Origin of the sequence: Tenacibaculum dicentrarchi (genome assembly GCF_964036635.1) — a bacterium.
Taxonomy (GTDB): domain Bacteria; phylum Bacteroidota; class Bacteroidia; order Flavobacteriales; family Flavobacteriaceae; genus Polaribacter; species Polaribacter dicentrarchi.
In genome coordinates this window covers 2,759,722-2,772,108 of the sequence record NZ_OZ038524.1, presented here as the reverse complement: position 1 = coordinate 2,772,108, position 12,387 = coordinate 2,759,722, and the positions used below count along the sequence as shown (strand labels likewise).

Annotated in this window: 13 protein-coding genes; 5 read left to right on the top strand and 8 right to left on the bottom strand. The window is 30.7% G+C overall.

Going from position 1 to position 12,387, the window contains the following annotated elements; genetic code table 11:
- Positions 1 to 8 precede the first annotated feature (8 nt).
- Both ABNT14_RS12195 and ABNT14_RS12190 read left to right on the top strand, forming a co-directional pair.
- Positions 9 to 755, top strand: a complete 747-nt coding sequence (locus ABNT14_RS12195) for a succinate dehydrogenase/fumarate reductase iron-sulfur subunit (protein WP_101902225.1) — start codon at positions 9 to 11, stop codon at positions 753 to 755.
- 97 nt (positions 756 to 852) lie between these two features.
- Positions 853 to 1,818 (top strand): M28 family peptidase, encoded by a 966-nt coding sequence (locus ABNT14_RS12190; RefSeq protein ID WP_101902226.1) that lies wholly within the window; start codon positions 853 to 855, stop codon positions 1,816 to 1,818.
- A 59-nt stretch (positions 1,819 to 1,877) separates the two neighbouring features.
- Here the strand turns inward: ABNT14_RS12190 and ABNT14_RS12185 are convergent, their stop codons facing one another.
- Positions 1,878 to 2,261 carry a DUF1573 domain-containing protein gene (locus ABNT14_RS12185; protein ID WP_101902227.1) on the bottom strand — a complete coding sequence of 128 codons (384 nt, stop codon included), beginning with the start codon at positions 2,259 to 2,261 and terminating at the stop codon, positions 1,878 to 1,880.
- Between the two features lie 194 nt (positions 2,262 to 2,455).
- Here ABNT14_RS12185 and ABNT14_RS12180 point away from each other — a divergent pair, with 194 nt between their 5' ends.
- Positions 2,456 to 3,427, top strand: a complete 972-nt coding sequence (locus ABNT14_RS12180) for a sensor histidine kinase (protein WP_101902228.1) — start codon at positions 2,456 to 2,458, stop codon at positions 3,425 to 3,427.
- 6 nt (positions 3,428 to 3,433) lie between these two features.
- The gene (locus ABNT14_RS12175; RefSeq protein ID WP_101902229.1) at positions 3,434 to 4,120 is read left to right on the top strand and encodes a LytR/AlgR family response regulator transcription factor; all 687 of its coding nucleotides are present in this window, start codon (positions 3,434 to 3,436) and stop codon (positions 4,118 to 4,120) included.
- Positions 4,121 to 4,133: 13 nt separating this feature from the next.
- On the opposite strand, the gene ABNT14_RS12170 is transcribed toward ABNT14_RS12175, so the two are convergent.
- Genes ABNT14_RS12170 through ABNT14_RS12160 form a run of 3 tightly spaced genes read right to left on the bottom strand, consistent with a single transcriptional unit; the run spans position 4,134 to position 6,719 of the window.
- The gene (locus ABNT14_RS12170) at positions 4,134 to 5,495 is read right to left on the bottom strand and encodes an endonuclease (RefSeq protein ID WP_159459522.1); all 1,362 of its coding nucleotides are present in this window, start codon (positions 5,493 to 5,495) and stop codon (positions 4,134 to 4,136) included.
- Positions 5,496 to 5,525: 30 nt separating this feature from the next.
- Positions 5,526 to 6,134, bottom strand: a complete 609-nt coding sequence (locus tag ABNT14_RS12165; protein ID WP_101902230.1) for an FAD-dependent oxidoreductase — start codon at positions 6,132 to 6,134, stop codon at positions 5,526 to 5,528.
- Positions 6,135 to 6,719: a MarC family protein gene (locus tag ABNT14_RS12160; protein WP_058886163.1), complete on the bottom strand. Its 585-nt coding sequence runs from the start codon at positions 6,717 to 6,719 to the stop codon at positions 6,135 to 6,137. It abuts the gene before it with no gap.
- Positions 6,720 to 6,829: 110 nt separating this feature from the next.
- Here ABNT14_RS12160 and ABNT14_RS12155 point away from each other — a divergent pair, with 110 nt between their 5' ends.
- Positions 6,830 to 7,402: a DUF3109 family protein gene (locus ABNT14_RS12155; RefSeq protein WP_101902231.1), complete on the top strand. Its 573-nt coding sequence runs from the start codon at positions 6,830 to 6,832 to the stop codon at positions 7,400 to 7,402.
- An 83-nt stretch (positions 7,403 to 7,485) separates the two neighbouring features.
- On the opposite strand, the gene ABNT14_RS12150 is transcribed toward ABNT14_RS12155, so the two are convergent.
- The 4 genes from ABNT14_RS12150 to ABNT14_RS12135 form a co-directional block, all read right to left on the bottom strand.
- Positions 7,486 to 9,360 carry a M1 family metallopeptidase gene (locus ABNT14_RS12150; RefSeq protein ID WP_101902232.1) on the bottom strand — a complete coding sequence of 625 codons (1,875 nt, stop codon included), beginning with the start codon at positions 9,358 to 9,360 and terminating at the stop codon, positions 7,486 to 7,488.
- Position 9,361: 1 nt separating this feature from the next.
- On the bottom strand, positions 9,362 to 9,766 hold the full coding sequence (locus ABNT14_RS12145; RefSeq protein ID WP_101902233.1) for a hypothetical protein: 405 nt from the start codon (positions 9,764 to 9,766) through the stop codon (positions 9,362 to 9,364).
- 76 nt (positions 9,767 to 9,842) lie between these two features.
- Entirely contained in the window at positions 9,843 to 11,483 is a 1,641-nt protein-coding gene (locus ABNT14_RS12140; RefSeq protein WP_101902234.1) for a S8 family serine peptidase, read from the bottom strand.
- A 10-nt stretch (positions 11,484 to 11,493) separates the two neighbouring features.
- Complete coding sequence (locus ABNT14_RS12135; protein WP_101902235.1) at positions 11,494 to 12,348, bottom strand: MBL fold metallo-hydrolase; 855 nt, start codon at positions 12,346 to 12,348, stop codon at positions 11,494 to 11,496.
- Between the last annotated feature and the right edge of the window lie 39 nt (positions 12,349 to 12,387).

Sequence of the window (12,387 nt, the reverse complement as noted above, 5' to 3'; positions counted from 1 at the left end):
AAGATATTATGAATTTAACACTTAAAGTTTGGCGTCAAAAAAACGCAAGTGATAAGGGAAAGATGGTCGATTACCAAGTAACCGAGATTTCTGAGCATATGTCTTTCTTAGAAATGATGGACGTACTTAACGAACAAATTATTAATTTAGGTGATGAGCCTATTGCATTTGACCATGATTGTCGTGAAGGAATTTGCGGAATGTGTTCTATGTATATTAACGGTGAAGCTCATGGTCCTGATAGAGGTATTACTACCTGTCAGTTACACATGCGTATGTTTAAAGATGGCGATACTATTACAATCGAGCCATTTAGAGCAGCAGCTTTTCCTGTAATTAAAGATTTAGTTGTTGATAGAATGGCTTTTGAGCGTATTCAACAAGCAGGTGGATATATTTCTGTAAATACTTCAGGAAATACACAAGATGCCAACGCAATTCCTATTCCTAAAAAAGATGCTGATGACGCAATGGACGCAGCAACTTGTATTGGTTGTGGTGCTTGTGTTGCAACTTGTAAAAACTCATCGGCAATGTTATTTGTTGGAGCTAAAGTAAGTCAATTTGCTTTATTACCACAAGGACAGGTTGAAGCTACCGATCGTGTTTTAAACATGGTGGCTCAAATGGATGCTGAAGGTTTTGGAAACTGTACAAATACAGGAGCTTGTGAAGTGGAATGCCCGAAAGGAATTTCATTAGAAAACATCGCTCGTATGAATACAGAATTTATGAAAGCAAGTTTAAAAGGATAGATTCTTTTTAGATATAGATTGAAAATCCCGAGTTTATACTCGGGATTTTTTTGTTTAATTTTACCAATAATTTACTAACAAATTTATCTAAACAATTATGAAGATATCACATTTTTTAAGCATCGCTATTTTAGTGGTTGCGGTTACTTCTTGTAAATCAGAAATACAAGAAAATACGGCAACAGTTCCTGTTGTAATAACAACAAATCCAACTACAGAAGTGCCTACATACGGGTTTACATCCGAAGTAATTTTAAATGATATTAAGGTTTTATCTTCGGATGATTTTGAGGGTAGAAAAACAGGAACTCTAGGCGCTACAAAAGCTAAAAATTACATAAAAGAACGTTTTAAAAGTTTAAATGTAACCCCGCTTACTGAAAGTTTTGAACAAGCTTTTTCTTTTAATAACGGAACAAAAAATTATAAAGGAATTAATGTTTTAGGGCTTATTAAAGGAACAGCAAACACCGATAAATATATTGTATTATCTGCTCATTATGACCATTTAGGAACTGTTAATGGTAGTATATTTAATGGCGCTGATGATAACGCTTCAGGGGTTGCAGCATTACTAGGATTTGCAGAATATTTAAAAAAAAACCCACCTAAACACAACGTTATATTAGCCGCTTTTGATGGCGAAGAACTTGGCTTAAAAGGGGCATATCATTATGTAAAAAACCCTGTAATTTCTTTAGATAAAATAGTATTGAACTTAAATTTCGATATGATTTCGAGAAGCGATACTAAAGAATTATACGCCGTAGGAACACGTTATACTCCTATATTAAAACAAACAATAACATCATTAAATAAAGTTGGAGAAGTTGAATTACTTATAGGACATGAAGGTTTAGATAGCTTAGAAAACTGGACAAATTCAAGCGATCACGCAGCATTTTATAAAAAGGAAATTCCGTTTATATATTTTGGAGTTCCTGACCATAAAGATTATCATAAAGCTACAGATACCTATGATAAAATAAATAAAGATTTTACTTTAGAGGCTATTCAAACAGTCATTAGTGTTTTTGCAAAATTAGACGCTAAAGAATTGTAAATTATTATCATTTTAGACAAAAAATCCCGAGTTTTCACTTAGGATTTTTTGTTTATAATTTATTTAGAGGCTAATGTATTTTTAGCAGTTACATGCCCTTTAATTTTTATTCGTTTACTTGTTGTTTTAGCATTTGAAATAATGGTAAACATTTTAGAAAAACCTCCTATTCTATTCGTATCGTAAGAAACAGCTATTTTACCTTTTTCACCAGGCATTATTGGATTTTCAGGTTTCTTTGGAACGGCACATCCACAAGTGGAAACAACTTGTTGAATTATTAAAGGAACATTTCCAATATTTGTAAACTCAAATACACGATTTTTTTCAGAACCTTGTGTAATTTTTCCGTAATCAATAGATTCTGCTACAAATTTAAATTCTTGTGCGTTTACAGATAATGCCATTAAAAAAACAGTCGATAATGTTAAAATTGTTTTCATATTATTAAAGTTTTGGTGTTAATTTACTTCAAATGTATTTTTTTTTTACCCTTGATAAAAAAACAAAGTATATACATCAAAAAAAGAAGTATAAACTGCAATTAAAAAGCTAAAACGGTATTATATACTTAACAAATAGCCTTTAGTACTTATTATTTTGTTGAATCAATAAATTTTAGTTACTTACAAAAACTATGATTAAACTAAATAAAAAAGATAGTGCTCAAGCATTAATTCACGTACTTTTTTGGCTACTTTTTACTTTTGTGTCATTATTTGTATTTACACGTTATTATTGGACTGAAAACCCATTTTTATATTATTTTTTTATCCTTGTTATTATTGTTTACACAAATAATCAAGTACTGTTACCTTTTTTTGTTAAGAAAAAATGGTATGTATTATACAGCTTTATTTTTATGCTGATTTCATTTTTAGCAACACAACTATATTGTAATGTTTTTGCACGTTGCGGGTGTTCAGTTATGAAATGTTTAAGTGATTATTTATGGCAAACTTTAACACCTTTATTGTTTTTTTCATTTATATGGATGTTATTTCGATATATAAATCAATCCGAAGAAGTAGCAAGAATTCAACAAGAAAAAACAGCTATGGAATTGAAGTTTTTAAAATCACAAATCAATCCACATGTGCTATTCAATAACCTAAATACTATTTATGCTTATGCTATTGAAAAACCCGAAAAAGCACCCGATTTAATTTTAAAATTATCAGACAATTTAAAGCATGTTTTATATGAAAGTAATTCAGAAAAAGTAAGCTTAACTAAAGAAATTCAGTTTTTAGATAATTATATCGTTTTTCATAAAATCAGAACAGAAGGACTCAAAGAAATAGAATATCAGACTTCAACAGACAATAAAAATTATAAAATCGCACCACTATTGTTAATTACAATTATTGAAAACGCTTTTAAACATAGTACTATTAATAGTACTATATCAATAATTATTAAAGCAGATAAAAATAAATTAACCTGTATTTGCACGAATAATTATGATATCAAAAAGATAAAAAACACCAATACTATTGGCTTAGAAAACTTAAAAAAGCGATTGAATTTATTGTATAAAAACAACTATGAATTATCTATTGATGCTACAGATATTTTTACAGTATCATTAACCTTAAATTTAGTCTAAAAAAATATGGATTGTATTATTATTGAAGATGAACTTCCTGCTCAATATATTATTAAAAGTTATATTCGTAAAATTCCTGATTTAGAACTAATTGCTACTTTTCAAACTGCTATAAAGGCTAATGAGTTTTTAAAAAATAATACTGTAAATACTGTTTTTTTAGATATTAATTTACCCGATATTTCTGGATTAGATTTTATAAAAACAATTAAAAATCCGCCAAAAATAATTATTACAACTGCTTATCCTGATTATGCTGTATCAAGTTTTGAGCTAGATACTATTGTAGATTATTTAGTAAAACCTTTTTCTTTTGATAGATTTTTAAAAGCAGTTTCTAAAGTTGAAAAACAGTTAAATTCATCCGAAGAAAAAAAGAAAGAAACACTGTTTTTAAATGTAGATAAAACAATTCATAAAATTTATATTGATGATATTTTGTACTTAGAATCAGACAGAAATTATGTAACTTTTTTTACTACGGATAAAAAATTAACCATAATTGATTCTTTAAGAAATTGGAAAGACACTTTAAATGATACTCAATTTATACAGATTCATAAATCGTATATTATAAATATCAAAAAAATGGTAAAATTCACAGGAACCAATCTTTTTATCGACTCTAAAAATTTACCGATTGGAAGAACCTATAAAAAAACACTATTGGCGCATTTAAAAACGAACCAATAGTATTTTATTTTAATTACTTCCAAGTATTGCTAGCGCTAGCTCCACCCCAAGTTAGGGTAACTAAATATGGATTGTCAATAAAAGGATTTCTATTTCCTTGAACTTTTGCAATAGTGTTATTTCGTTGTTTTTCGAAATCAGAAACAGGATCTTCTTTGTTCCATTTTAAGAATAATTCTTTCGAACCAACTTTATCAAAAGTTTCGCCATATCTAGCGTTTAGGTAAAAAACCATTCTGGCAACATCTCCTTTCCACTGATCTCCAGGATACCAAGCATTATTATCTTTTTTAGCAACACCACTTCCGTCAATAAATGGAAGGTTTGATCTTCTTGTATTTACTTTATCATCACACGATCTTAAATGGTGTAAATCGGTTCTTGATACCGCATGATTTGCAGAAGCAAGTTTTGATTGTGGATATATATGCTCTGTATTGTAGGTTTGTTTTTGATGAGGATTAGAACCAGAAGTATATTCTCTTCTATCTCTACTTTCACCAGTGTACATTAATACTACATTGTCTGTATTATTCAAATCTTCATCCGCATTGTATAAATATTTATGTCTGTCGGTATATTTTAAGATGTTTGAATGCGATCTTTTTAATAAATCTTTCAGTGCTTCATAATTACTTTGGGTATCGTTTACAAAAGAAACACCGCTATAATAAGTTGCTAATTCCGCAGGAATATTAAAAGCAATTGCCTTTATAACATTTACCGTAATTGTTGCGGTAGCACATGAATTTGTAGGATCGTTATCACAAATAGTGTAGGTAAAGGTGTCTTTCCCTAAAAAGTCAGCTAAAGGAGTATAGCTAATTGTTCCATCGGCATTTAAAACGACTGTTGCATTTGAAGCCTCTGTATTTATTGATTCAATTTTAGCACCATCAATTAGCATATCGTTATCAAGGTAACTACTAATTATAAGCGCTGAATTAATTCCTGTATTATAAATATCATCGACAGCCTCAGGAGTTCCTTTGTCAGAAACGCTAATGCTTACAGTTGCTGTTTCACAAATATCAGGGGTATCTTTACTGCAAATAGTGTAGGTAAAAGTATCTATTCCTGAAAAGTTTTTAGCAGGAGTATAGGTATAAAGTTCACGTTCTCTTTCTATGCTTCCGTTGTTTGTAGTTTTTGCATCAAAAGTAACAGTAATACTACCTCTAGATGAATATTCATCATTCGATAAAAAACTTGGTAATTCAATAACGGTATTTTCAGTAGCTTTAAAAGCATCGTCTTTTGCTACTATTTTTTCAGTTTCAGTTGGTATTGGTTCTGGTTTTATAATATCGTCTGTGTTTCCGCCACAGTTTATAAGGAATAAGGTTGCAAACCCTAATAATAATACTCTTTTCATCATCATGTTAATAGTTGTTAATGGTTGTTGTTAAATAATTTTATCGTGTACTTTTGTGGGGGTATGATTATTCCAAACTGTCAATATATCAGTAGCTACACTAGCGCCACTACCAGCAGCAATTGCAAACTGACTGCGCCAACCAGCTAAGGTTCCACAAACATATAATCCTTGTTTTATTAAATGATTAAAATTACGAAGCTGTATGCGATCTTTCATCACATTTGCCCTACTGTGGCGTTCTATATATTGTTCTAAACCTGCTATTTCAAAAGGTTTTGAATAATTTAAAGCGATAACCACTTTTTTACTGAGGTATTCTTGTTTATTTGTAACTATTTTATATCCTTTTTCATCATCTAAAACAGCCAATACCTTTTCGTTTTCAATTTGAATTATGTCAGGATATTGTGCTTTTAATTGTGTTTTTCCTTCAAGTAAAATATCTTTACCTAATTTCCCTTCAGGCAATCCTAATACATTGTTAAATAGGGCATTTTGTAAATGAGATGTCTTTTGGTGTAATAAAATTCCTATTTTTTTATCTTTAGCATAAGCTTTTTTATGTGCCGATCCTAAAACCAAGGCACATTGCATGCCCGAAACACCTCCTCCAATAATTAATACGTCAAAAATCATTTATGCTAATAATACTTTAATGTTTTCGGCAAATAATCGAACAGCAATTGCTAATAAAATTACTCCAAAAACCTTTCTAATAATTTTAATTCCGTTATTTCCTATAAATTTTTCAATTTTTGGAGATGTTTTCAATACAACATAGATAACTAATACGTTTAATAAAACAGCAATAATTATGTTTGATATATGAAATTCAGCACGTAAAGATAAAAGAGTTGTTAAACTTCCTGGTCCTGCAATTAATGGAAAGGCAAGTGGAAAAACAGTAGCTGTTAAGGTTTCTTCGTCATCATCATCTTTATATAAAGTAATTCCTAAAATCATTTCTAAGGCGATAAAAAATAAAATAAATGCGCCTGCAACAGCAAAAGAATGTACATCAACACCAATTAAGCTTAATAACTGTTTACCAACAAATAAAAATAAAATCATTATAAAACCAGCAATAACAGATGCTTTTTCTGATTGTATATGCCCTACTTTTTTACGTAAGTCAATAATAATAGGAATATTTCCAATAATATCAATTACAGCAAACAGTACCATAAAGGCTGTTAAAATTTCTTTGAAGTTAAAATCCATAATATTTTGTTTTTCAAGCGCAAAATTATATAAAGTAATGTTACAATCTAGTATTTTTGCAGCTAAATTTTATGTGAAGTTATTGTTAACTTCCAACTTAAACTATTTTTATGTTCCAATTAGGAAAAACTTTAGTATCAGAAAGTATTATAGATACTGACTTTGTTTGTAATATTTCTGCCTGTAAAGGTGCTTGTTGTATTGATGGTGATGCTGGTGCGCCATTAGAAAAAGAGGAAACAAAAATTTTAGAGGATATTTATCCTCAAATCAAACCTTTTTTACGTAAAGAAGGTATTGAGGCTATTGAAAAGCAAGGCACTTGGATTACTGGTGATTTTGGCGAATTAGAAACGCCTTTAATCAACGGTGCAGATTGTGCGTATGTTATTTTTGATGATAAAAACACTGCTTTATGTGCTATTGAAGAAGCGTATAACCAAGGAATTGTCGATTGGAAAAAACCTGTTTCTTGTCATTTATATCCTGTTCGAATTAAGCAATACAGTGAATTCTCGGCAGTAAATTATGATAAATGGGATATTTGTGATGATGCTTGTTCTTTAGGAAAAGAATTACAAGTGCCTGTTTATAAGTTTGTAAAACAAGCCTTGGTTAGAAAATTTGGGCAAAACTGGTATGACGAATTAGAAGAGGTAGCCGAAAAAAGAAAGAAAGAATAAGAGAGTAATTATTTTTTAATAAAAAACGACGCTATTTCAGCGTCGTTTTTAGTTTTTATTGATTTTAAAATACTTTTATGCGGTTATTTTACGCTAAAAGTATCATTATCTAAATTAATATCCGCCATTAATTTTGAAGGATTAATTTCTACTGATTTTACTATTTTAGACGCAGTAAAACTATAGGTTGGATGTGCAAAAGTCCAATCTTCAATAACGGTTGCTGTTGTTGGCTTTTCGCCACGCATCATACGTAAAGGAATATTAAAAGATTCTTTTGATCCATCGGTATAAACAACCAAAACATCAATAGGCATTGGCATTTTACCAATTCTTTCTAAGGTAATTTCTTTTCCTTTTACCGATTTTACACCATAATCAATCGTATGTGTGGTTTGTGTCCATTCGTTTAAAAACCAATCTAAATGAATTCCTGAAACTTTTTCAGCCGTTCTTTTAATATCGTTTGGTGCAGGGTGTTTAAAAGAAAAATCAGTAAAATATTTCTTTAAAGTCTTTGCCGTATTTTCTTTTCCGATGATATATTCTAAATGTGTTAAAAAGATATTTCCTTTCGAATAACTTCCCATTCCGTATGCCATGTTTGTATGAAAACGATCGGCATGTGTCGATAGCGATTCTTCTAACTTATTTTTTACTACATAATTGTAATATCTGTAAGAACCAGTATGTGGGTTTTTATCATTTTTACCAGAGATAACATTTTCTGCTTTATTAGAAATATAAGTTGTAAAACCTTCATCCATCCAAGAATGTTTCGTTTCATTAGATGCTAATAAAAACTGAAACCAAGTATGTGCTAATTCATGCGCTGTAACGCCAAATAAGCTTCCCCATTTACGTTTTCCTGTAATTAAAGTACTCATTGCGTACTCCATTCCACCGTCACCACCTTGAATAACTGAATATTGTTTATAAGGATATTGCCCAATATGCTTGCTGAAATACGTCATTAATTCAGCTGTTTTAGGCTGTAATTTTTTCCAGTTTTTTCTGAAATTACTAGGTAAATCATTTTTATATAAAAAATGCAAATCGATACCATTTTTCATGGTATAAATATCGTGCGTATAATTCGGATCGGCAGCCCAAGTAAAATCGTGTACATTTGGAGCAGTAAATTTCCAAGTTAATTTTTTAGTTGATGGAATATTTAAAGCCGATTTTTTGTTTTCATATCCATGCCCAACTTCCTGCGGATTTTGAAGATATCCAGTTCCTCCAACCGTATAATTTTTATCGATATGAAGTGTTACATTAAAATCACCCCAAACACCGTGAAATTCACGTCCTAAATACGGAGGTGTGTGCCATCCTTCGAAATCATATTCAGCCATTTTAGGGTACCATTGCGCCATTGACAATGCCACACCTTCTTCGCTATTTCTTCCTGAACGACGTATTTGAGCAGGTACTTGTGCATCAAAAATCATATCAAAAGTTACGCTTTCACCAGGTAAAATCTCTTTATTTAAAGTAACCTCTAAAATAGTTCCAACAGTTTGATGTTTTACAGCTGCACCATTTTGTTTTAATGAGTTTACTTTGATGTATCCAATTTCTGTAGGCGATAGTTTACTAATTCTATTTCCGACTCTTTTATCAGGATCTTTAATATTTTGTGAACGCACATCCATTTGAGAATTTGGCTGAAAGGCATTAAAATACAAATGATAAAACACCTTATTTAATTTATCGGGCGAATTATTAGTGTACACTAATTGCTGAATTCCTTTATATTGAAAGGTTTTTACATCCATATCAATATCCATATTATAAACAACATGTTGTTGCCAATATTTTTGACTTACAGGCGTATTTGCTGTTTTAGCGATGGTATTTTTAATAGATTTTTTTACTTCATTGTTTGTTGTTGAACTTGTAGAGGCACAAGATATCATCGACAATAATGAAAGTCCTAAGATTATTTTTTTCATATTAAATTGATTTAATACCTATTGCTGTTAGGGTCTTTTTTAAGCTTTTTAACTCACTTTGATTTTTTAATTTTGAAAAACTTCTTGTTTTGCCATTTTTTAATTTTAAAGCAATACGTTCTATTCCTGAATTTTCTTTGATTTCTAATCCTTCAATTTCAGTAAGTTTATACGTTTTTTTCCAAGATTTTTTAAGTAGATAAAAAAGCACTGCAACAAGCGATCCGAAGCCAAGTAATGCCATAAAAATAAAGAGTATTTCATTTTTATCAAAAGAAATATAAAATAATTGAACACTCATATTAAGTACGTTCACTAGCATTAATAAAATAATTAGCCATGAATGTGTAGGAACGTCATCTTTAATGCTTATTTGTTGAGTTTCTTTATTAAACGCTAACTGCATAGGTTGTTTTTATAACAAAAAAAGAGCATCAAAACTTTAAAAATCAATGCTCTTTTTTATCTTCTATATTATTTTTTTACTTTCTTCCGTTCACCATTCTGTCGGCCATTTTAACAGCATTGTAAGCGTTTACAACACGCCCAGAAACTGATAAATCAGCAAAAGGAACTAAATCTCCTTGAGGATTTTGGCTAGTTTTAGAACCTGGTTTGGTAACTAATAAATCAATTTTAGTTCCAGAGTTCATTAAAATATGTTTTACTTGGCTAGCTGATAATTCAGGATAATAAGAACGAACTAATGCAGCAACACCAGCAGCAGCAGGCGATGCCATTGAAGTTCCACTAATTTTCTTATAAGTATTATCAGGATATGTTGAATTTATTTGTACTCCAGGAGCAAAAACATCTACATTCTTTTTACCGTAGTTAGAAAAACTTGCAGGTAATTCTTTGTTATAATTAGAACTCATTGCTCCTAATGTTAATACATTATCAGAAATTTCGTTAATTAAATCAGGTGCATCATTTGGGAATGTTTTTTCAACATCGATATTTTTTCCTGAATTTCCTGCGGCATTTACAATTAATACATCTTTTTTAGCTGCGTATTTTAAGGCATCGTAAACCCATTCTTTATTTGGAGAAAAATCTTTTCCAAAACTAGTGTTAATAACTTTTGCTCCGTTATCAACAGCGTAACGAATTCCTAAAGCAACATCTTTATCATACTCATCTCCGTCTGATACCGAACGAACAGCCATCATTTTTACATTATCGGCAACCCCATTGGTTCCAATATTGTTATTACGTACTGCTCCAATAATACCGGTAACGTGTGTTCCGTGTGATTCTTTCTTTTCAGAATGCCCAGTATTGGCATTACCATAACCAGGCTTATCGTTAATATCGTAAGGATTATCACCCACAACTTTACGGTAATCAGTTTTTAAATTATCTTCAGCAATGGTTTTATCGGCATTTTTTATTCCTTTTTCAAAGTATTCTTTAGTTTCTTTTAAATCGCTAAAATAACTTAACATACGTTCCGCAAAACCTTTTGCACGGTTTAAGCTTTCATCTGAAGAATTGATTGCTGCAATTTCTTTTTTTGTATAGGTTGATTTTCCAAAGTATTTGGTCAATGCTTTTTCTGATTCAACGGACATTTTTACAAATTCAGCAGAACGAACTTTTGATTTTTTTGCACCAGCTATTTTTTCGGCATGTTGTTTTTTTACCTCAGCTAAAGTAGTTGCATCGACTAAAGATGGATTCATTAAAATACGTTCGTACTCTAAGTGTTCTTTATAAGATTCACCTAAAAAGTTCCATCCGTTAATATCATCAATATAACCATTTTTATCATCATCGATTCCATTTCCTGCAATTTCGTTGGTGTTTACCCAAGCTACAGAAGCTAAATCTTCATGTTTTAAATCGGTACCAGAATCAACAACTCCAACAACAACAGTAACATTTTTCTTTCCTTTTAAGAAATCGTACGCTTTGTTTACACTCATTCCTGGAATACTGTCTGTTGCTAAATCTAAATGTAGCCAATTGTCTTTTTCATAGTCAGTTAATGCTGCTTTTTTTGCTGAAATATTAACAATATTATTACTTCCTGTAGGTACAGCAACTTTACTTACCGATGAACAGGCTGTTAATATTGAAATTGCTACTGCCGAATAAAACATTGGTCTTAAAACTCTCATAATTTCTATCTTAATTAAATATATCTGTAAATTTATAACTCTTGTTTAAACGAACTCCTTTTTCGGTATGTTTAACCGTAATTAGCTCATTATAGGCATCGTGCTCTAAAAATAAGTGATAATTATTATCGGCAGCTTCGTTTAAAAATATTCTTTTTTCTTCTATACTAAGCAAAGGTCTTGTATCGTATCCCATTACATAAGGCAACGGTATATGCCCTGCTGTTGGTAATAAATCGGCCATAAAAACAACTGTTTTTCCTTGGTATTGAATTTTAGGAAGCATTTGTTTTTCGGTATGACCATCCATAAATAAAACATCAAAACCTAATTGGCTTTGAAAATTTTTAGGCTGTTTGTCAATAAAATTTAACTGCCCATTTTGTTGAATAGGTTGTATGTTTTCTTTTAAAAAAGATGCTTTTTCACGTGCATTAGGTACGGTTGCCCATTGCCAATGCTCTTTATTGCTCCATACTTTGGCATTTTTAAAAGCGGGCATATAGCCTGTTTTATCGTTATTCCATTGAATTACTCCGCCACAATGGTCAAAATGTAAATGTGTTAAAAAAACATCGGTAATATCATCTCTGTGAAAACCGTGTTTTGCTAAGGAAGTATCTAATGAAAAATCGCCAAAAAGGTAATAGTATCCGAAAAATTTATCGGATTGTTTGTTTCCAACGCCAGTATCAATTAAAGTTAACCTGTCGCCATCTTTAATAAGCATACAACGCATACTTAACGAAATTAAGTTATTAGCGTCTGCAGGGTTTGTTTTTTGCCAAATAGTTTTAGGAACTACGCCAAACATAGCGCCGCCATCTAATTTGAAATTACCAGTTTCTATTGAGAAAATTTGCATAACTACAAAGATGCAGAAATTTAACGAAACTTTTTGTTA